Source organism: Salinimicrobium sp. TH3 (assembly GCF_026676115.1).
Classification (GTDB): domain Bacteria; phylum Bacteroidota; class Bacteroidia; order Flavobacteriales; family Flavobacteriaceae; genus Salinimicrobium.
In genome coordinates this window covers 90,809-111,637 of sequence record NZ_JAPONB010000010.1, presented here as the reverse complement: position 1 = coordinate 111,637, position 20,829 = coordinate 90,809, and the positions used below count along the sequence as shown (strand labels likewise).

General features: G+C 41.6%; 21 protein-coding genes. 11 read left to right on the top strand and 10 right to left on the bottom strand.

Annotation, left to right across the window (positions count from 1 at the left end):
* Window positions 1–23: 23 nt before the first annotated feature.
* From mdh to gyrB, 3 genes are all read right to left on the bottom strand, one after another.
* Window positions 24–956 (bottom strand): malate dehydrogenase, encoded by a 933-nt coding sequence (mdh, locus tag OU683_RS14585; protein WP_268139589.1) that lies wholly within the window; start codon window positions 954–956, stop codon window positions 24–26.
* A 93-nt stretch (window positions 957–1,049) separates the two neighbouring features.
* Window positions 1,050–2,039, bottom strand: coding sequence for a DUF6588 family protein (locus tag OU683_RS14580; RefSeq protein WP_268139587.1), 990 nt, complete (start codon window positions 2,037–2,039; stop codon window positions 1,050–1,052).
* 118 nt (window positions 2,040–2,157) lie between these two features.
* Window positions 2,158–4,098, bottom strand: coding sequence for a DNA topoisomerase (ATP-hydrolyzing) subunit B (gene gyrB, locus OU683_RS14575; protein ID WP_268139585.1), 1,941 nt, complete (start codon window positions 4,096–4,098; stop codon window positions 2,158–2,160).
* Between the two features lie 405 nt (window positions 4,099–4,503).
* Between gyrB and OU683_RS14570 the strand changes: the two genes are divergently transcribed.
* Entirely contained in the window at window positions 4,504–5,079 is a 576-nt protein-coding gene (locus OU683_RS14570; protein ID WP_268139583.1) for a DUF2911 domain-containing protein, read from the top strand.
* 49 nt (window positions 5,080–5,128) lie between these two features.
* On the opposite strand, the gene OU683_RS14565 is transcribed toward OU683_RS14570, so the two are convergent.
* Window positions 5,129–5,761: a 7-carboxy-7-deazaguanine synthase QueE gene (locus tag OU683_RS14565; RefSeq protein ID WP_268139581.1), complete on the bottom strand. Its 633-nt coding sequence runs from the start codon at window positions 5,759–5,761 to the stop codon at window positions 5,129–5,131.
* 161 nt (window positions 5,762–5,922) lie between these two features.
* Between OU683_RS14565 and OU683_RS14560 the strand changes: the two genes are divergently transcribed.
* The 9 genes from OU683_RS14560 to OU683_RS14520 all read left to right on the top strand — a co-directional run bounded on the left by OU683_RS14560 (window position 5,923) and on the right by OU683_RS14520 (window position 13,522).
* The gene (locus tag OU683_RS14560; protein WP_268139579.1) at window positions 5,923–7,248 is read left to right on the top strand and encodes a D-alanyl-D-alanine carboxypeptidase/D-alanyl-D-alanine-endopeptidase; all 1,326 of its coding nucleotides are present in this window, start codon (window positions 5,923–5,925) and stop codon (window positions 7,246–7,248) included.
* A 2-nt stretch (window positions 7,249–7,250) separates the two neighbouring features.
* Window positions 7,251–8,312, top strand: coding sequence for a S66 peptidase family protein (locus tag OU683_RS14555; RefSeq protein WP_268139577.1), 1,062 nt, complete (start codon window positions 7,251–7,253; stop codon window positions 8,310–8,312).
* A 62-nt stretch (window positions 8,313–8,374) separates the two neighbouring features.
* On the top strand, window positions 8,375–9,904 hold the full coding sequence (locus tag OU683_RS14550; protein ID WP_268139575.1) for a helicase HerA-like domain-containing protein: 1,530 nt from the start codon (window positions 8,375–8,377) through the stop codon (window positions 9,902–9,904).
* A gap of 11 nt (window positions 9,905–9,915) precedes the next feature.
* Window positions 9,916–10,473, top strand: coding sequence for a hypothetical protein (locus OU683_RS14545; RefSeq protein WP_268139573.1), 558 nt, complete (start codon window positions 9,916–9,918; stop codon window positions 10,471–10,473).
* 17 nt (window positions 10,474–10,490) lie between these two features.
* Window positions 10,491–11,342, top strand: a complete 852-nt coding sequence (gene rluF, locus OU683_RS14540; protein WP_268139571.1) for a 23S rRNA pseudouridine(2604) synthase RluF — start codon at window positions 10,491–10,493, stop codon at window positions 11,340–11,342.
* Between the two features lie 53 nt (window positions 11,343–11,395).
* Complete coding sequence (locus OU683_RS14535; protein ID WP_268139569.1) at window positions 11,396–11,635, top strand: DUF7218 family protein; 240 nt, start codon at window positions 11,396–11,398, stop codon at window positions 11,633–11,635.
* 3 nt (window positions 11,636–11,638) lie between these two features.
* On the top strand, window positions 11,639–12,064 hold the full coding sequence (locus OU683_RS14530) for a VOC family protein (RefSeq protein ID WP_268139567.1): 426 nt from the start codon (window positions 11,639–11,641) through the stop codon (window positions 12,062–12,064).
* Between the two features lie 13 nt (window positions 12,065–12,077).
* Window positions 12,078–13,097 (top strand): AI-2E family transporter, encoded by a 1,020-nt coding sequence (locus tag OU683_RS14525; protein ID WP_268139565.1) that lies wholly within the window; start codon window positions 12,078–12,080, stop codon window positions 13,095–13,097.
* A gap of 17 nt (window positions 13,098–13,114) precedes the next feature.
* Complete coding sequence (locus OU683_RS14520) at window positions 13,115–13,522, top strand: YkvA family protein (RefSeq protein ID WP_268139563.1); 408 nt, start codon at window positions 13,115–13,117, stop codon at window positions 13,520–13,522.
* Between the two features lies 1 nt (window position 13,523).
* Here the strand turns inward: OU683_RS14520 and OU683_RS14515 are convergent, their stop codons facing one another.
* From OU683_RS14515 to argS, 4 genes are all read right to left on the bottom strand, one after another.
* Window positions 13,524–14,423 carry a bifunctional 5,10-methylenetetrahydrofolate dehydrogenase/5,10-methenyltetrahydrofolate cyclohydrolase gene (locus tag OU683_RS14515; RefSeq protein ID WP_268139561.1) on the bottom strand — a complete coding sequence of 300 codons (900 nt, stop codon included), beginning with the start codon at window positions 14,421–14,423 and terminating at the stop codon, window positions 13,524–13,526.
* A 56-nt stretch (window positions 14,424–14,479) separates the two neighbouring features.
* Complete coding sequence (locus OU683_RS14510) at window positions 14,480–14,851, bottom strand: four helix bundle protein (protein ID WP_268139559.1); 372 nt, start codon at window positions 14,849–14,851, stop codon at window positions 14,480–14,482.
* A gap of 43 nt (window positions 14,852–14,894) precedes the next feature.
* Window positions 14,895–16,223, bottom strand: a complete 1,329-nt coding sequence (ffh, locus tag OU683_RS14505; protein ID WP_228915636.1) for a signal recognition particle protein — start codon at window positions 16,221–16,223, stop codon at window positions 14,895–14,897.
* A gap of 336 nt (window positions 16,224–16,559) precedes the next feature.
* Window positions 16,560–18,329, bottom strand: a complete 1,770-nt coding sequence (gene argS / locus OU683_RS14500) for an arginine--tRNA ligase (protein WP_268139557.1) — start codon at window positions 18,327–18,329, stop codon at window positions 16,560–16,562.
* A gap of 113 nt (window positions 18,330–18,442) precedes the next feature.
* Between argS and OU683_RS14495 the strand changes: the two genes are divergently transcribed.
* The gene (locus OU683_RS14495; protein ID WP_268139555.1) at window positions 18,443–18,877 is read left to right on the top strand and encodes a hypothetical protein; all 435 of its coding nucleotides are present in this window, start codon (window positions 18,443–18,445) and stop codon (window positions 18,875–18,877) included.
* Window positions 18,878–18,943: 66 nt separating this feature from the next.
* On the opposite strand, the gene ctlX is transcribed toward OU683_RS14495, so the two are convergent.
* Together ctlX and OU683_RS14485 are read right to left on the bottom strand one after the other, a co-directional pair.
* A complete protein-coding gene (ctlX, locus tag OU683_RS14490; protein ID WP_268139553.1) occupies window positions 18,944–19,894 on the bottom strand; it encodes a citrulline utilization hydrolase CtlX in 951 nt (316 codons plus the stop codon).
* Window positions 19,895–19,900: 6 nt separating this feature from the next.
* The gene (locus OU683_RS14485) at window positions 19,901–20,812 is read right to left on the bottom strand and encodes a dimethylarginine dimethylaminohydrolase family protein (protein ID WP_268139551.1); all 912 of its coding nucleotides are present in this window, start codon (window positions 20,810–20,812) and stop codon (window positions 19,901–19,903) included.
* Window positions 20,813–20,829 lie beyond the last annotated feature (17 nt).

Below are 20,829 nucleotides of genomic sequence, written 5' to 3'. Positions count from 1 at the left end.
CTAAAGTTATTCTTCGTAAAAAATTATTTCTTCAGGTCGAGAAGATCATTGGTTTTTGAAACTCCCTCTGAACTCTCTTTTAATTTGGATTTTTCGGCATCATCAAGTTCCAACTCCACAATTTTCTCAATTCCATTTTTCCCAAGAATCACCGGCACCCCAATACACAGATCGTTAAGCCCGTATTCCCCTTCTAAAAGGGCAGAACAAGGAAACATTTTTTTCTGGTCGCAGGCAATTGCCTGCACAAGAGAAGAAACAGCGGCTCCAGGTGCATACCAGGCACTGGTTCCTAACATTTTGGTAAGCGTAGCTCCACCCACCTTTGTATCTTCTGAAACCTGCTCTATACGCTCCTTAGAAAGAAATTCGGAAACAGGTACAGAGTTACGTGTGGCAAGTCTGGTCAATGGCACCATCCCGGTGTCACTGTGACCTCCTATAACCATCCCATCAACATCTGATGCGGGACAGCCAAGTGCTTCACTAATTCTGTATTTGAACCGGGCACTATCCAGAGCGCCACCCATTCCTATAATTTTGTTCTTTGGAAGCTTAGTGGTTTTATGCACCAGGTAAGTCATAGTATCCATCGGGTTACTCACTACGATCAAAGTAACATTTGGAGAATGCCCAAGAAGACTTTGAGATACAGATTTTACAATATCGGCATTAATACCTATAAGTTCTTCCCGTGTCATACCTGGCTTACGCGGCACACCACTAGTGATTACAGCGATATCTGAATTTGCAGTTTTTGAATAGTCATTTGTGCTTCCGGTGATTTTAGTATCGAATCCAAGAAGAGAAGAGGTTTGCATGAGGTCCATAGCCTTACCTTCGGCATAGTCCTCTTTAATATCAATCAGAACCACTTCTGAAGCAAAATTTTTAATGGCGATGTATTCCGCACAGCTGGCTCCAACAGCTCCGGCACCTACTATAGTAACTTTCATTTTAAATTAGTTTGGTTAATTTTGATTAACAGTGCTGCTAAAATACGAATTTCACAGGAGTTTTCTTTCAAATTCCACGGCAAAAACAGCACTTTAAATCCTTACATGAAGACCTAAATTTGCATTGAAAAATTTCCCTGCACTGATCATTGAACTAAGTTTGAAATTTGATATTTGATAACTTAATCCAACATCTCCTTTGAACTCAAAATTATTTTCATCAAGGGTTTCCAGAGCCGAATTCATCTGACCCAAAAAATCTCCTCCCCCACCGGCAACATAACCTATTGATGAACTGGAGACACCAAGTGCGCCAAAAATCTCCCACCCAGAATCAAAAAATGTCTTCGAAGTGAGAACCTGGAAAAGAAATAGATTAGCATCTACTTCAATCTGATCCATTTCCAAAGCCACTCTCTGCTCATTAAGGATTTCATATTCGACCAACAGCGGCACGAATTCATAATCCACATCATATTTGCTATACGCAACCATGGCTGCGAACTGGAAATCATTTGGCTGAGAATTGAAGAAATATTGATTAAAATTATGTTTGAGACCAACACCGTAAGTACTAAAGGCCACGTCATCAATGTTGACACTAGGTAAAAATCTTACAGTCAGGTCCGTCCCGTATGGAAGGCCTACAGAGCCTTGAAAAAAAGGATGAGCGAGAACACTCTTATTGACCCCCTCAATCGCATCGAATTCAAATTGATTCCCAAGAATCTCCCCTTCAAAAACTACATCTGTTGAACCACCAAACGCCGTAGGAATATTTGCAGATTGCCCCCCTTGGATATCAAAGGTTCTGTAATCAGAATTAGTAATATCGGTACTTTTCTTTTTTTCGGGAACAAACAAAACATTGCCCAGCACAGATACTTCCAGCTCCCATAATTCCAGATCCTTGGCAGAAGAGAACCATCCGGCTCCCGAGAGATAACTAGCACCTTCGGCAGCCGGCTCAGCGAAATTATCTGCTATTAATAACATGTCATTTACAAAAAGTTCCACATCATTCTGAGCGGTCGAAGTAAAAGGCAATAAAAAAATGGAAAAGAAGTAAAGAATTTTTTTCACAAGAATTGGTTTTGAAATTGAGTAAAAATAACAAAAAAAACATAGCTTCTTCAGAAGACTCCTACAAACAAAAAACCCTGCATTTCTGCAGGGTTTGCTTTAAATATATTCTGGTGTTTTACGCATCGATATTAGCGTAAACAGCATTCTTTTCAATGAATTCTCTACGAGGCGGCACCTCATCTCCCATCAACATCGAAAAGATCCTGTCGGCCTCTCCTGTATTGTCAATTGTTACCTGGCGCAGGGTTCGGAACTCAGGGTTCATGGTGGTATCCCACAACTGCTCTGCATTCATCTCTCCAAGACCCTTGTAACGCTGCACGCTCACTCCTCCATTAAAAGAATTGGCGATCTCATCACGCTCTTTATTGGACCAGGCATAACGCTTTTTACTGCCTTTCTTAATAAGGTATAGCGGCGGTGTAGCAATAAATATGTGACCTGCCTCGATCAATTCTTTCATGTACCTAAAGAAGAAAGTAAGAATAAGGGTTGCGATGTGACTTCCATCAACATCGGCATCACACATGATCACTACTTTATGATATCTCAATTTGGAAAGGTTTAGTGCCTTACTATCCTCTTCAGTTCCAATTGTGACACCAAGAGCTGTATAAATATTCTTGATCTCCTCATTTTCAAACACCTTATGGCTCATCGCTTTTTCCACATTCAGGATCTTACCCCTTAAAGGAAGAATAGCTTGAAAATGACGGTCACGACCTTGTTTGGCCGTACCTCCCGCCGAGTCACCCTCTACAAGGAACACTTCACTCTCGTGCGGATCCTGGGATGCACAATCTGAAAGTTTTCCGGGCAATCCACCCCCGCTCATCACGGTTTTACGCTGCACCATTTCCCGCGCTTTTTTGGCGGCATGACGTGCCTGCGCAGCAAGTATCACCTTTTGAACGATGGTCTTCGCATCGTTAGGATTCTCTTCAAGGTAGTTCTCCAGCATTTCTGAAACTGCCTGCGAAACCGCAGCAGTAACCTCCCTGTTTCCAAGTTTCGTCTTAGTCTGTCCTTCAAACTGAGGCTCTGCAACTTTAACCGAAACTATTGCTGTCAACCCTTCCCGAAAATCATCTCCCGAGATCTCGAACTTCAGCTTATCAAGTAACCCTGAAGCATCGGCATATTTTTTTAGGGTGGTAGTCAATCCTCTCCTGAAACCGGCAAGGTGAGTACCTCCTTCGTGGGTATTGATATTATTAACGTATGAGTGAAGGTTTTCGTTGAACGAAGTGTTATAAACCATAGCCACTTCCACAGGAATATCATTTTTCTCCCCTTCTATAGCAATAACTTCGCTAATGATAGGCTCCCTTGTTCCATCCAAAAACTTAATAAATTCCTTAAGTCCTTCTTCTGAATGGAAAACTTCAGAAACAAATTCTCCCTTTTCATCTTTCTCCCTGCGGTCTGTAAGGGTAATTGTTATCCCTTTATTCAGGAAGGCAAGTTCCCGCATCCTGCTGGCAAGGGTATCATAATTATATTCTGAGGTTTGCTGAAAAATAGAAACGTCGGGCTTAAATGTAACTACAGTACCGTTTAAGTCAGTCGTGCCGACAGATTTCACAGGATACATTGGCTTCCCTTTTTCGTACTCCTGCTCCCAGATAATACCATCACGGTAGACTGTGGCTTTTAGATGATCGGAGAGTGCGTTAACACAACTCACACCTACTCCGTGAAGTCCACCTGAAACTTTATAAGAATCCTTATCGAATTTCCCTCCTGCACCAATTTTGGTCATTACAACCTCAAGCGCAGATACTCCTTCTTTTTTATGTAAATCCACAGGGATACCACGACCGTTATCCTCTGTTGTAATAGAATTATCTTCGTTTATAGTAACTTTTATAACATCACAGTGTCCCGCCAGGGCTTCATCAATAGAATTGTCTACCACCTCATAGACCAGGTGGTGCAAGCCTCTCACTCCAGTATCCCCAATGTACATGGAAGGTCGCATACGCACATGTTCCATGCCCTCCAATGCCTGAATACTGTCAGCCGAATAACTGCTTCTTTTAACCTCTTCGCTCATACTTAAATTCGTTAAAATTTTATCAATTTCTATAACGAACAAATATACCAAAATCATACCTGTAAATCCACCTCCACCTTTGTTAAAGCCTCTAAGTTATCAACAATTTATGTGGAAAAAACCTCTCCTGTAGCCAATTGAGAATAGTTAGATGAACGATTATTTTCTCGCATTAGACTTTTAGAAATCAATACTCTCAACTTTTTTAGATGTAATTCTCAAACCCAAAGCCGAAACAGCTTATTCACAAATTAGAGCTTATCCCAAACCCGGTGTTTCCTAAAAATATTTTTCACTAAACCCGCTGGTTTACTTTCTCATCTTTTTAACGGTAAATAAGGAAAATCTTAACTAAATACTGGATAGCATGCTTTATATTTAAACCAAATTTAAAATAAAGACGTAATGAAGAAAATTCTTATAATGTTCGCGGTTCTGGCCGGGTCTCTTTCAACCCAATTATATGCCCAGGATAAAACAGAAACTTTAAAGGATAACGATGGTCCTAACTTCTCAAAACTTGATGTGAGTCCAATGGACGTCGCCCTGTTTAGAGGCGAAAATAACGAACCCATGGCAAGAGTGCTTTACAGCCGGCCTCAAACCCGGGACAGGGAAGTTTTTGGTAAGCTGGTACCTTATGGAGAAGTATGGAGAACTGGAGCCAACGAGGCAACCGAGATCACCCTTTACCAGGACCTTATGGTAGGTGGTAAAACCATCAAAAAAGGAACCTATACACTTTTCACCATTCCAAGAGAAAAGGAATGGACGATCATCCTGAACAATAGCACCAACATTTGGGGTGCGTATGACTATCACGTAGAAAAAGATGTTGCCCGCATTACTGTACCGGTGAGAAAATCGCCTGTACATATTGACGCGTTTTCCATGAACTTCGCAAAAAGTAATGATGGCGCCGATCTATATATTGGGTGGGATGACAGTTATGTAAAGGTACCATTCAAAGAGGCACAATAAGCACTATAAAAACAGACAAAAAAAACGCCCTTTGGAAAGGGCGTTTTTTTTATGGTATATTTAAATATTTATGCGTTTGAAGGGAAACCTTCCAGCCTGGATTCTGCATGACATACTCTACGATAAGAGGCATCATCTTTTCCCTGTTGCTCCATTCGGGTTGCAGGTAAAGAATGCAGTTTTCATTGACTTTGGCTGCCTGTTCTTCGGCAAATTTAAAATCATGTTTGTTGAACACGATCACCTTTAATTCATTGGCAACCTCATAGATCTCCTCGGTGGGAAGTTTAATTTTCTTGGGAGAGAGACATATCCAGTCCCAGGTTCCGGTAAGGGGATAAGCCCCTGAAGTTTCAATATGGATCTTGGCTCCTTTTTCCTTTAAACGGCTGGTAAGCGGCTCCATATTCCATGTAAGCGGCTCTCCTCCTGTAACCACTATTGTTTTACTGCTCTTCAAAGCATTGTTAACAATAGTTTCCACGCCGGTAGGAGGATGTAATTTTGCATCCCAGCTTTCCTTAACATCACACCAATGGCAGCCTACATCACATCCACCCACTCTTATAAAATAAGCAGCAGTTCCCTTATGAAAACCTTCGCCCTGTATAGTATAAAATTCTTCCATTAGCGGCAGCATATTCCCCTGCTCCACCAATTCGTTCATTTCCTTCTCATTCATAACCTGCAAAGGTACACAAAAACCATGACCGAACACTCCTGAGCGAACAAAAGCACACCTGTCAAAAATGGCATTTTATGAACCCCTGCCAGATCAATAAATTTTTCGGTCTCCTATTAAAGTTTTCTTACTTTAACCCTTTCTTTTAAAGCAACAAATTTTTGCCTGTTTTTCGCCCAATCACAAAGATCCTTTTAGTTATATGCGGATTTCTGCTCCTTTTTTCCTGTGCGCCGGGTAAAGATGTTAGCCGGAAACTAAAAAAGAGATTTACTACTGCCGAAGCATCCACTTCCTGGTTCACTGGATTCATGGTTTACGATCCCCACTCCCGGAAAATGGTTTTTGAACACAATTCCCATAAATATTTTACTCCTGCTTCCAACATCAAACTGCTCAGCTTTTATGCAGGATTAAAAATCCTGGAAGATTCAATTCCAACCTTGAAATATGAGGTTTTGAATGACACCCTTTATTTCACTCCTACCGGGGATCCGGGTTTATTACACAGCGATTTCGATTCTTCTAAAATCCTGGAGTTTTTTAATTCCCATTCCGAAACCCTTATGCTCATTTACCCTAAAGCTACAGAAACACCTTTTGGACCAGGTTGGGCATGGGATGATTACAATTATAGCTTTTCTGCTGAACGCTCTCCTTTTCCGCTTTATGGAAATACTGTGAACTTCAGCTTTTCTCCCGAAGATTCCCTTAAAGCTGAACCGTCTTTTTTTGACAATCAAATGAAAGAAGACAGTACAGGCATTTCTTCCGGGATTGAGCGAAATCTAAAAGAGAACAGCTTCAAAATTCCCCTTTTAAAAAATTCAGCATTTGAACAACAGGTGCCTTTCATTACTTCAGCCGAACTAAGCGCACGGCTGCTTTCCGACACACTGAAGAGAAAGGTGAATTTAATCCAAAATCTTCCGAAGCATATAGATCTTCAGCATAAATTGTTTAGCCGGCCAATGGACAGTCTTTACAAAAAGATGTTGCAGGACAGTGATAATTTTTTTGCCGAGCAGTTACTTCTCATGGCTGCAGGAGAGATTTCTGATACACTTAAGGCAGAAATAGCAATTGATTATGTGCAAGATGAACTTTTTAAGGAGATGCCCGATGAAATTAAATGGGTGGATGGTTCTGGTCTCTCCCGCTACAACCTTTTAACTCCCCGAAGTCTGGTGTGGGTACTGGAAAAAATTTACAGAGAAGTTCCCCGGGAACGACTTTTCGCTCTTCTGCCCGCAGGAGGAGTTTCGGGCAGTTTGAAGAACGATTATAAGGCTCCGGCTGGCAAACCACCATTTGTTTTCGCCAAAACCGGAACTTTAAGCAACAACCACAGCCTTAGCGGATATTTAATAACATCATCGGGCAGGGTCCTTATCTTTAGCTTCATGAATAATCATTACATGGTACCAACAGCAGTCGTGAAATCCAGGATGGACGAAGTGCTTAGGGAACTTTACCTCAACTACTAATTATGGAAAGAAGGAAATTTTTACAAAATATGGGTTTTGGCAGCCTGGCTTTACCTCTATATAGCTGCGTAGCACCGGCTTTAATGAATTTTGACACTGGGATCGGGGAAGAAATTCTTCCAAAGCGTCTTCAGCCGGGAGATACTATTGGAATCGTGAGCCCTTCTGGAGCCATTTTTGAATCTGAGCCTTATGAAATTGCAGTTGAATCCATGCAGGCACTCGGGCTTAAAGTAAAACTGGGAGAGCATGTGAAAAAACGATATGGCCATCTCGCAGGGACAGATGAAGAGCGGGCACAGGAGCTTAATGCAATGTTTAAAGACCCATCAATTAATGCCATTATATGTCTAAGGGGAGGATCTGGAGCAGCGCGTATTATTGATTTACTGGATTACGAGGCCATTCAAAACAATCCGAAGATATTTGTAGGCTACAGTGACATAACAGCACTACACCTTGCGATTTACAAAAAAACAGGACTGGTGACTTTTCACGGTCCTTTGGCAACCTCAACCTGGAATATTTTTGCAGTAGAACACTTTAAGGATCTGCTTTTTGAAGCTGAAGCCGTGCAATATTCAAATCCTGTGGATAAGGGGGGACTGCTAACACAAACCAATAATAGAATTAGGACCATCACTGCCGGTTCGGCTACCGGAGAACTGTTGGGAGGCAATCTCTCTGTCCTCACAGGGCTTATGGGAACTCCTTATTTCCCTACTAACTGGGAGGGAAAGATCCTGTACCTGGAAGACGTCGGGGAAAGGATCTATGCAGTAGACAGAATGATGTCTCAACTGCAACTGGGTGGTGTACTTGAGCAAATAAGCGGATTTATCTTCGGGAAATGCAGCGATTGCGAACCGGGAGGCGCAGGAGGCTACGGCTCTTTGACCATGGAAGAGGTGCTGGACCATTTTATAAAGCCATTAAATATTCCGGCATTTTCGGGCACTATGATTGGGCACATTAGCGATAACTTCACCATTCCCAATGGAATAAGAACCGAAATGAATGCAGAAGAGGGAACTTTCAAGCTGCTTAATCCTGCAGTTCGATAAATTCGAAGGATTAGAAAGGAGTCTAATCCCTCACAATTCTTACATTTATAAAAATTTTGAAGGTGTTCAATAAACAGCATTTTACAGAAGATATTACTTCCGGCTATCAAACAAAAGGTGATTACATCTATTTAGGTGCTGCCATGCAGGACGGGGAAGTCTATCCAGATGCTGCAGTAAAAATACCGCTGAAGACTTTGAACCGGCACGGCCTTATCGCCGGCGCTACCGGTACCGGAAAATCCAAAACACTGCAGATCCTTGCTGAAAACCTTTCTAAAAAAGGAGTTCCGGTTTTGCTTATGGATGTAAAAGGAGATATGAGTGGCCTGGCAAAACCTTCAGCCGGAGAAACTTTTATTCAGGCTCGGCATGACAAGCTGAAATTTCCTTTTAAAGCAAGTGCCTCCCCGGTGGAGATCTTGAGTCTTTCCGAAGAAAAGGGAGTGAGACTACGGGCTACCGTTAGTGAATTTGGCCCTGTACTCCTGTCCCGCATCCTCGAACTTTCCCCAACCCAAAGTGGAATATTGTCGGTCATCTTCAAGTACTGTGACGACAACCACCTTCCTCTTCTGGATCTAAAGGACCTAAAGAAAATCCTGCAGTACGCAACAGAAGATGGCAAAGAGGAGTTTGAAAAGTCCTACGGAAGGATTTCTTCTGCATCCACCGGCGCTATTCTTCGTAAAATTGTTACCCTGGAACAACAGAGAGCAGACCTCTTCTTTGGCGAAAGATCTTTTGACGTCGAGGACTTGTTAAGAAAGAACAGCGACGGCCATGGTTATATAAATATTTTGCGACTTACCGATATCCAGGATCGCCCGAAGCTTTTTTCCACCTTTATGCTAAGCCTCCTCGCCGAGGTCTACAACAGCTTTCCCGAACAGGGAGACAGTGACAAACCAAAACTGGTGCTGTTTATAGATGAGGCTCATTTAATTTTTGATCAGGCCTCAGATGCCTTGCTAAATCAAATTGAAAGCATCGTCAAACTTATAAGATCAAAGGGCGTTGGCTTATTTTTTGTCACCCAAAATCCTGCCGATGTCCCTGCAGATGTGCTGGGGCAACTGGGATTAAAAATTCAGCATGCACTAAGAGCCTTTACCGCTAAGGATCGAAAGGCAATTAAACTGGCTGCAGAAAATTATCCTATTTCAGAATATTACGATACCAAAAATGAACTCACTACGTTAGGAATTGGAGAAGCGCTGGTTACGGCACTGGATGAAAAAGGAAGGCCTACCCCCCTTGCGGCGACAATGCTAAGGGCACCAATGAGCCGAATGGATATCCTGAGCCCGGAAGAGCTAAAGGAACTCATTGAGACTTCTGCTCTTAAGGAAAAATATAATGAACAAATTGACCGTGAAAGTGCGTATGAGATCCTGACTCAAAAAATTGAGAGGGCAGACCAGGAAAGAGCCAGGGAAAAAGCCGCGGAAGAGAGAAAGAAAATAGAGAAAACCACATTGGGCAGGCGCAGCAGATCTGGTGACGGTTCTCAAAAAGCTGTAATTAAAGCTCTCACAAGTGCCACTTTTATAAGAGGTGTGATGGGAGTACTAAATAAACTTTTAAAATAACTCCTACAAAAATGCGAAAAGCCTTTTTACTACTACTTTTTATCACAGCAGGTTTCCTGGTTTCATGCGAAAAAGAACAGGATCCTTTTTTAATTAGCGCCAAAAGTATTGGGCGCTTGACCAGTGATATAAAAATTAATCAGCTTGATTCGATCTTTGCCGAAGATTCTATTGTGAAACAGGTAGGTACCAGCGAATTATTCCGGAAAAGCAATGAAATTGAAGTTTACGATAATAAGGGGAATAAACTTCTTCTTATAGAACCAGTACAGGCTTTTGATTCCACCAGCACCATAGGATTTATCCAGGTACTTGACCCCCGCTACAAGACAGCCAAAGGAGTGGGAAAAGAAAGCACCTTTAAGGACCTTGTTGAAAACTACAATATTTCCAGGATTGAAAATACTTTAAGTGCAGCCGTAGTCTTTATTGATGATTTGAACATATACGTTACTATTGATAAAAAACAGCTCCCTGTGGAACTGCGATATGATACGCAAACCCGTATCCAGGCATCACAAATTCCCGATGATGCGAAGATCAAATACTTTATGATCGATTGGGATTAATTTTTTAAAACTTCTAAATGTCTTCTGAAAATCTTACCCGGTTAAATAAATATTTGAGTGAAGTAGGTTACTGCTCCCGCCGAAAGGCCGACACACTTATTGAACAGGGAAGAGTTACGATCAATGGGCAGGTGCCCGAAATGGGAACCAAAGTGAGTCCAGACGATGAAGTACGAGTCAATGGTGAACTTATCGTTCCGCCGAAAAAAGATAATGTCTACCTGGCGTTTAATAAACCAATAGGAATTGTTTGCACCACCAATCCAGCCGAGAAAAAGAACATAGTGGATTATATCAATTTCCCCACCCGTATTTTTCCAATAGGACGCCTGGATAAACCAAGTGAAGGACTTATCTTACTTACCGATGACGGGGACATCGTTAATAAAATCCTTAGGGCTCGAAACAACCACGAAAAAGAATACATAGTTACAGTTGACAGAATAATCACAGCCGATTTTATTCAAAGAATGTCATCTGGAATTCCCATTTTAGACACCGTTACACGTAAGTGTGAGGTAGAACAACTGAGCAAATTTACATTTAGAATTGTACTTACCCAGGGCCTAAACAGGCAAATACGCAGGATGTGTGAGTATTTGGGCTTTGAAGTAGTAAAGCTCAAACGGGTAAGGATCATGAATATCAAACTGGATGTCGAAATTGGACAGTTTCGTCATCTTACCCAAAAAGAACTTGAAGGGCTGGACCAACTCACAGGAGAATCTATAAAGACTGAAGAAGCCTCTTTAAAACAGGATCAAAAATCCCCTGCACAAAATCAGAAAAAAGAGCTAAAAGGAACGGCTTCGAAAAAATCCCACCACAAGCGAAATTCTCCAAAAAACCCCAGAAACAGGGAATCTTAACAGAGAATTAAGCAAATTATCTGCTGCATCTGCTTATTTTTAGTAAAAAAATTATGCCAGACAACAGAATCAAAAACGAAGATCAATACGAAGCCCTTAGAGATAAAGGAGCCAGTAAAGAGAAAGCTGCCAGGATCGCCAATTCTTCAAATTCCGGCGAGAAAGGCGGTAAAGGAGAGAAGTACGAAGATCGCAGTAAAGAAGATCTTTACAAGAAAGCAAAGGAAGTGGGAATTGAAGGTCGTTCAAAAATGAGCAAGGAAGAATTGATCAACGCCCTGCGAAACCATTAATACATGAAGAAGATTCAACCTTTTCACCTTGCCATTCCGGTCGATAACCTTGAAAAAGCCCGAAAATTCTACGGGGACATTTTAGGATGCGAGGAAGGAAGAAGTAGTGACCACTGGGTAGATTTTAACTTTTTTGGTCATCAACTGGTAATCCATTATAAGGCGGCTTCCGAAGGAAGAAATACAGGTAGTAATCCTGTAGATGGAAAAGATGTACCTATCCCTCATTTTGGAGTAGTACTGGAATGGGACACCTTCCAATCTTTCTCCAAAGAACTTGCGGACAAAGGCATTTCTTTTGTCATTGAACCCTATATTAGATTTGAAGGACAGGTAGGGGAACAAGCTACCATGTTTTTTAAAGATCCCTGTGGTAATGCACTGGAATTTAAAGCCTTTAAAAACCCTGCCCAGTTATTTGCAAAATAATTACACCAATTAAATGAACAGATTAAAACCATCTTTAGTACGACAATTGTTCGTACTACTTCTTATTATTTTTCTTCTGGTTTTAATCTTTCGGGAGATATTACCTTATCTCTCAGGAATTTTGGGGGCTATTACGCTTTATGTAGTACTAAAAAAACCTATGAACTGGCTGGTGAAACGTGGCTGGAAACCAGTGATGGCTGCCTCGACCCTCATGTTCCTCTCCTTCGTTGGAATCCTGGTTCCTATCACGCTTACCGCGCTTATGCTCACCTCAAAGATTGGTAAGGCCGTTGCAAATTCCGAGATGGTTTTGCAGGCAGTGAAAGATGAAATTAACGAGGCTGAGGTCTATGTAGGTTATGATCTAAGCAAGAGTATCGACTCGGCAAGGGTCGCCGACTGGCTTTCTAATAACCTGCAATCACTGGGTGCAGGGACCTTTAATGCCTTTATTGCAATAAGTATCATGTACTTCCTCCTGTATTATATGCTTATATACCGGCATAGTCTTAAAGATGTAGTTATCTCCTACATCCCACTTGGGGAAGACAATCTTGAGGTCATTGGTCATGAAGGGGATGAAATGGTGAAATCGAATGCTCTTGGAATCCCGCTTGTGGCATTTTTCCAGGGGATTGTTGCTCTTATTGGATACCTCATCGTTGGAGTACCCGACCCTCTCTTCTGGTTCGTGATCACTGCCATTGGAGCAATGGTTCCCTTCATTGGGACTGCCATTGGTATAGTCCCGGTGACTATCCTGCTTTATTCCATGGGAATGGAGTGGCAGGCAATTTTTATTATGATCTATGGATTCGTGATTGTTGGGATCACAGATAACATTCTGCGGCTTTACATCCTTAACAGGCTGGCAAGTGTTCATCCTTTAATTACCCTCTTTGGAGTGGTAGTAGGTGTTCCCCTTTTTGGATTCATAGGACTCATATTCGGGCCTTTGCTCGTATCCCTGTTTTTGCTTATCTTAAAGATATATAAGCAGGAATACGGAAAAACAGAAAATAAGCTTTAACCTAAAAAAATATTGCTATGCTTGAAAACGTGAAAAAGAAAATCAACAAAGATTACCTGAACTCTGAAGTCTCGAAAGTAGAAGACGGAGACCTGGATATGGTAATGGATAACAAAGAGGCCATAGATAAAAAGCTTAACAGTTCCGGAATGAAAAAATACGCCGAACTTGGGAAGCTTATGTTTGGGATGTTAAAAGACTACCGTAGAGGAGAATACACAGCTCCGCCATGGTTTACCATTGCAGCAATCGGCCTTGTACTTCTCTATGTATTCAACCCAATGGATATGATACCCGATTTTCTACCCGGAGTAGGTTATGTAGATGATTTCGCCCTCTTTACAGTAGCTGTTCGCTTTATAGAGTCCGATCTACATGCTTATCTGGATTGGAAAATTTCAGAGGCTAAAGAAGCAAATGCTTAATCTAGTTCTTTAATTCCATTTTCCTGCTGCGATGAGTATCCCTGGCCAACAGGGTATTCTTCAGCAGCATGGCAATGGTCATAGGTCCTACTCCTCCGGGAACTGGAGTGATATAGCTTACCTTTTTTGAAACATTTTCAAAATCCACATCCCCTGAGATCCTGTAACCTTTAGGTTTGGATTCATCAGGCACTCTTGTGATACCAACATCAATCACAACGGCATCATCCTTGACCATCTCGGCTTTAAGGAAGTTGGGAATTCCTACTGCAATTATAATAATATCTGCTTGGGAGGTTATTTGGGTAATGTTCTTTGTGAATTCATGAGTTAAGGTAACCGTTGAATTACCGGGAAAGCCTTCTCTCCCCATGAGGATGCTCATTGGTCTTCCCACAATGTAACTACGCCCAATTACGCAGGTATGTTTTCCTTTAGTGGGTATATCGTAACGCTCAAGCATCTCCAGGATACCGAAAGGCGTTGCAGGAATAAAGGAAGTCATGTCAAGAGACATTTTTCCAAAGTTGGTAGGATGGAATCCATCCACGTCCTTATCGGGACTTACCGCCAAAAGAACTTTTTGAGTATTGATCTGTGGAGGTAATGGCAACTGTACAATAAAGCCGTCGATGTCATCATTATTGTTAAGCTCCTCGATCTTCGCCAGTAGTTCGAGCTCGCTGGTATTTGAAGACATGCGAAATTCTGAAGATTCGAAGCCTACTCTTTTACAAGCCTGCACTTTACTGTTCACATAAGTAAGGCTTGCGCCGTCACTACCAACAATAATGGCAGCCAGATGCGGGACTTTCTCCCCGCGCTCTTTCATTTTTTGTACTTCCAGGGCTATTTCATCCTGGATTTCGTTGCTTAGTTTTTTACCGTCGAGGAGAGTCATATGAGTAAGTGTTCAGTGATCAGTGTTCAGTGATCAGTTAATATAAGATTTGGCTTTTATTCGTTTTTAACTCCAAATTTCCCGGGATTGAGAATCATATAATTAATTAATTTGCCTACTTCTTCACTTTCGATCATCAATTTCTTATAAGATCCTTCAGCTAAGTATTGACATCTATAGGCATATTCCAACCAAACTTGTGTTTCAGAATTTTCGGCATCACCATCTGTCAATTTGCTTACGAAGTGCCTCGGATAATTTCTTTTTCTATAAGCTTCAGCAATTGCTGCTGAAACACTGCGGGAAGAGCGTCTAATTTGATCAGTCAAAGAGTAAGTCTCCTCCTTTGGGAATTGTGTTGAAATCTCAAATATTTGCATAGACAATGAAACAGACTTTTGATAAGCAAATAAATCCTGAAAGTTCATCAATTTTTATTTTTCTGAATACTGATCACCGAATACTGATCACTTATTTCATTCCCTTCATCATCTGCATCATCTTTCTTCCGCCGCCGCCCTGCATCATTTTCATCATTTTACTCATCTGGTTGAATTGCTTTAAAAGCTGATTCACCTGTTGAACAGATGTTCCCGATCCTTTTCCAATTCGTTTTTTTCTGGAGGCATTGATCACTGAAGGCTTAGAACGTTCTTCGGGAGTCATTGAGTGGATAATGGCTTCAATAGGTTTAAAGGCATCATCATCGATCTCCACGTCCTTCAACATTTTTCCTGCCCCGGGGATCATTCCCATCAGATCTTTCATAGACCCCATTTTTTTGATCTGCTGAAGCTGGCTCAGGAAGTCGTCAAATCCGAATTCGTTTTTGGCAATTTTCTTCTGAAGTTTTCTAGCTTCCTCTTCATCATATTGTTCCTGGGCTCTTTCCACAAGAGACACAACATCCCCCATTCCCAGAATACGATCGGCCATACGGGAAGGGTAGAATACATCAATTGCATCCATTTTTTCCCCTGTACCTATGAATTTTATTGGCTTATTAACGACAGATTTAATGGAAATTGCTGCTCCACCACGGGTATCCCCATCAAGTTTGGTAAGGATTACCCCGTCAAAGTTTAAACGGTCGTTGAAGGCTTTCGCGGTATTCACTGCATCCTGCCCTGTCATCGAATCCACTACAAACAGGGTTTCCTGCGGCTGGATGGCGCTGTGGATATTAGCAATCTCGGTCATCATCGCTTCATCAACGGCAAGACGACCCGCGGTATCAATGATCACCACGTTATGACCGTTTGCTTTTGCGTGAGCGATCGCTGCTTTTGAAATAGCAACAGGATCCTGATTACCTTCATCACTAAAGACCTCAACTCCTACCTGATCTCCAACTACGTGTAACTGATTAATTGCCGCCGGACGGTAAACATCACAAGCAACCAGTAAAGGTTTTTTTGCTTTTTTGGTTTTTAAATAATTCGCCAGTTTTCCCGAAAAAGTGGTTTTACCACTCCCCTGAAGACCCGACATAAGGATCACCGATGGATTTCCCGAAAGATTAATTCCTTCTGCATCTCCACCCATCAACTGGGTAAGCTCATCTTTAACGAGCTTAACCATCATCTGCCCTGGTTTTAAAGCGGTAAGCACGTCCTGTCCTAATGCCTTTTCCTTTACTGTGGTAGTAAATTCCTTGGCGATCTTATAGTTCACATCGGCATCTACAAGGGCACGCCTTACCTCTTTAAGGGTTTCGGCAACGTTAACTTCGGTAATTTGCCCGTGTCCCTTTAGGACGTGTAAGGCATTATCCAGCTTATCACTTAAACTTTCGAACATAATCTCTCAGATTTTTTTAAACCGCCGGCTATAGTCGGCAGTTGCAAATTTAATGATTTGAGGCTGAAGTGAAAACTTTTTCAACTCCACTTCACCTTTAAAATTTCTATTTTCCCCCCGGAAAAAATTTCCATCTGGAAGAGGTGTCAAAAATGACATTTTTGACACCCCAATTTTTTAACTTCTAATTTCCCAATCTACCTTCGTACTTCTAAAATCGCACCTCCCGTACCTCTCTTCTCGATACAAATTGGTCCCTGCTCCCGCAGGTCCAAATTCACTCGAAGTGGCGGCAGATTAACTTTGTACTTCTAAATTCGTACTTCGTATTTGGGCTTACATTCTCTCCGGCACCTGAATTCCCAGTAGCTCAAAGGAAGATTTTATAACATCCCCTACTGCTTTTGAAAGCTGCACCCGGAATTTCTTTTCGGTTTCATCCTCGGTCCCAAGAATGGTTACATTTTGATAGAAACTATTGAATACCTTAACCAGTTCATAGGTGTAATTGGCGATCAACGCCGGACTATGATTTTCTGCCGCCAGCAGAATAGTTTCCGGATATAATTGAAGTTGTTTTATTAACTCCTTCTCTTTATCATTTAAATTATAAGCAAGGATGGGCTGGCTGTAATCAAATTCAGCTTTACGAAGAATGGATTGGATCCTGGCGTAAGTGTATTGAATAAACGGACCGGTATTTCCCTGGAAATCGACAGATTCTTCAGGATTAAAAAGAATTCTCTTTCTGGGATCGACTTTTAGAATATAATATTTAAGTGCTCCCAGACCAATAATGTGGTAAAGCTCATCTTTTTCGGCTGCTGAATATCCATCTAATTTTCCAAGTTCTTCAGAAATTTTTCGGGCCGTGGCGTTCATTTCATCAATAAGATCATCGGCATCAACCACAGTTCCTTCCCTACTTTTCATTTTTCCCGTTGGAAGGTCCACCATCCCATAGCTTAGGTGGTAAAGGTTATCTGCCCAATCATAACCCAGCTTCTTGAGGATCAAAAAGAGCACTTTAAAGTGATAATCCTGCTCATTCCCTACCGTGTAAACCATACCGTTGATATGGAAATCCTTCACACGTTGTATGGCAGTACCAATATCCTGGGTCATATATACCGCAGTCCCGTCGCTACGAAGCACGATCTTTTCATCAAGACCATCGGCGGTAAGATCTATCCAAACACTACCATCATCTTTACGATAAAAAACTTCTTTTTCGAGACCTTCAGCTACCACATTCTTACCCAGTAAATAGGTGTCGCTTTCATAGTAGTTTTTATCGAAATCCACCCCCAGCTTCTGGTAAGTTTCCTCAAAACCATTGTAAACCCATTGGTTCATGGTCTTCCACAACTCCACTACTTCCTTATCCCCGGCTTCCCACTTACGAAGCATTTCCTGCGCATCCTTTAAAATGGGTGCTTCGGCTTTAGCTTCTTCTTCGGTTTTGCCCTGTGCCAGCAAATAAGAAACCTCTTCTTTATAAGCTTTATCAAATTTTACATAGTAATTCCCTACCAGCTTATCACCTTTAAGACCGGAAGTTTCAGGAGTTTCATCATTTCCGAATCGCTGCCATGCCAGCATAGACTTGCAAATGTGAATTCCCCGATCATTAATGATCTGGGTTTTATAAACCTTCTTTCCGGAAGCTTTAAGAATCTCGGCAACAGAATATCCTAAAAGGTTATTTCTTACGTGTCCTAAATGTAGTGGCTTGTTCGTATTGGGAGAGGAGTACTCCACCATGATCGACTGTTCCCCTTCAGGAGTTTTGCCAAAAGAGGTGTTATCTTTCATACTTCCGAAGAAATCCAGGTAGAATTGATCTGCAAGAACAATATTTAAAAAGCCCTGAACCACATTGAATTTAGAAATATCCTTGTTGTTCTCAACCAGGTATTGACCAATAGCCTCACCAAGTTTGACCGGGCTGGTTTTGATTTGCCTTAACATGGGAAAAGTCACAAGGGTGATATCGCCTTCAAAATCCTTACGGGTAGGCTGAAATTCCACCGTTTCCAGATCTACATCAAAAATATTTTTCACCGCTTCATTTACCTGAGCGGAAAGTATGTCCTGAACATTCATTGTTTTGTCTTTTTATCACCTGCAGGCATGATACAGGAAGTCGCAAAGATAACAGAATTTTGAGCTTGGTTAAAGGGTTTGCGCGCAAATGCTTACCTTTAAGAAAAAAGAAAATGTTACTTAATATTTCCCAGGATTTTAGTGATAAAAGAGAAGAAATAAATGAGCTGGTGGGCAAACCTTTCAATCTTGCAGAAAGAGAGGAGCTAAAAAGCACGAGTCTTCGCGAGCTTCCTGTCACTGCAGCAAGTATTGAAATTTACAACCTGCTTGTCTTAAACGAAGGCCAAACCAATTGTACGCTGGAAATGCGTTCAAAAGGGGTATTGATAAGTTTTAAAGCCGGCGGGGAAACTTATTCCCTTGTAATTCCTTTTTACAAGCTGAAGATTTACAAAGGCCGGGCGGAGGAATATTCCTTTTATAAGGATCATCATTTTATTAAGATCCATGCGGGCGCAGACCAGCAAGAAGTGCACAGTTTTATAAAGAAGCTGCGCCACTACAAAGCAGACAAGGCGCTGCCCAGGATAGAAGATCAGGAATAAAATAGTATAAAAAAAGCCCTTTTTGAAAGGGCTTTAAATTTATATTCCAGGTTGTTGTAAAAAAAATCAGACAACCTTCATATTTTCTTTCTTCGGAAGAAAAACTTCGGCCAGCATGCAGCGGGCACTCCCGCCGCCACAGGTTTCAATCGTGCTAAGATCACTGCTTAGAATTTCACAGTGTTTCTCAATTGCTGCGATCTGGACAGGCAAAAGACTTTTTCTTGCTGCATCACTCATCACCAGGTATTTCTTTCCTTCGGCACCCTGTACCTGCAGCATATTCCCGGCATAATGATGGAGTTGGGCTTCAGAAATTTCTATGATCTCTTTCCCGTCTGCCTTCAAATGTTTTACAACATTTTTTCGCTCTTTTGGATCATCAATACTATCCAGGCAAATCACCGCAAAGTTCTCTGCCAGGCACATCATCACGTTAGTGTGGTAAATGGGCATCCTGCGACCATCCACATCCTGGTATGAGGTAAAGATGACAGGAGTAAGCTCAAAATCCTCACAAAATTCAATCAATAATTCTTCATTGGCGCGGGGAGAAAGCGCACAATAGGCTTTTTCATTGACCCTGTCGATAATAAGAACCCCTGTGGATTCAAGGAAAAGTTCTTCCTCCTCTGCACTGGTATAGTCAATTACATCTTTTATTAGATAACCTTCGGCTTCGATCTTATCAAAAATTTCGGCCCTGCGTTCCCTTCTTCGGTTTTCGGCAAAAAGAGGATAAATCGCTGCAGTAGCATCCTCATGAAAGGTGACCCAGTTATTAGGGAAAATAGAGTCTGGAGTATCCAGTTTCTCGTCATCATCTACCACGATAACGTTCACCCCCACATTTCTTAGTTTCGCCACAAAATTATCAAACTCTTCCTGAGCTTTTTTATTGATCTGCTCATTATCCATGTGCAGACCTTCCTGAAAATAATTATTCACGGCGGTTTGTTCATTCATCCTGAAGGCAACCGGCCGCACCATTAGTACAGTATCTGTGATTTGTCTCATATAATTTTAATCCCTTATTAAAGGCAGCGTTGAACATCTCAACAAGCCTTCTTGTTTGGCTATTTCGGCATAAGGCACTTCCTCCACTTTCATGCCATTCTCTCTAAGCCAGGAGTTAAGTCGGGTGAAGTTCCTTTCTGAAATCACCACATCTTCAGAAATAGAAAAAACGTTGGAATTCATGTCATACATTTCCTGGCGGGTAATCTCAAATATGTTCTCTTTTCCAAAGAAATTGACCAGCCACTGGTACTCTTCCATATCAAGAAATCCATCCTTATAAAGTATGGCTTTACCCCTGCCTACAGGTTGAAAACAGCAGTCCAGGTGCAGGGCATTATCCCTTGCCTCGGTATTTGACTTTCTAAGATTAAAAGACTTCACTTTTTTATTGGGGAACATTTCCCTAAGATGCTCCACCCCTTTTAGGTTGGTGCGCGCTGTTATGAATTGAGAATAGTCTTCTCCATAATAAGCACCAATAAAAAGATCGTCATTATAAAGCATAACATCTCCTCCCTCCACATGTACATCTTCGGGCAATTCAATGACCTTGTCGGGATCCATTTGATCTATTACATATTGAATGGCTTCTATTTCTTCCTCGCGATCGGGGAGAATATTGGCTTTTATAAATTTATCATCTATGACAAAGGCGATATCACGAGTAAAGATCTGGTTCAAATCTTTTACAAGTTTTGGACGATAGACCTTGACATCATATCTTTCCAGAACCTCACGAACAGCTTCCATTTCCCGCACCATATCTTCCTCGACTGGATACGTTCCTGCTTTGATATGCTCGGCTGATTTTGGATCATAGGCATGTTCATATTCCGGAGTTGGCCCCGGACTTTCGGCAGTTCCTAAGACTACAGCCCTTAATCGTGAAGTTTCATTTTTAATATTTAGTTTCATAGTGCCCAAATTTGCTG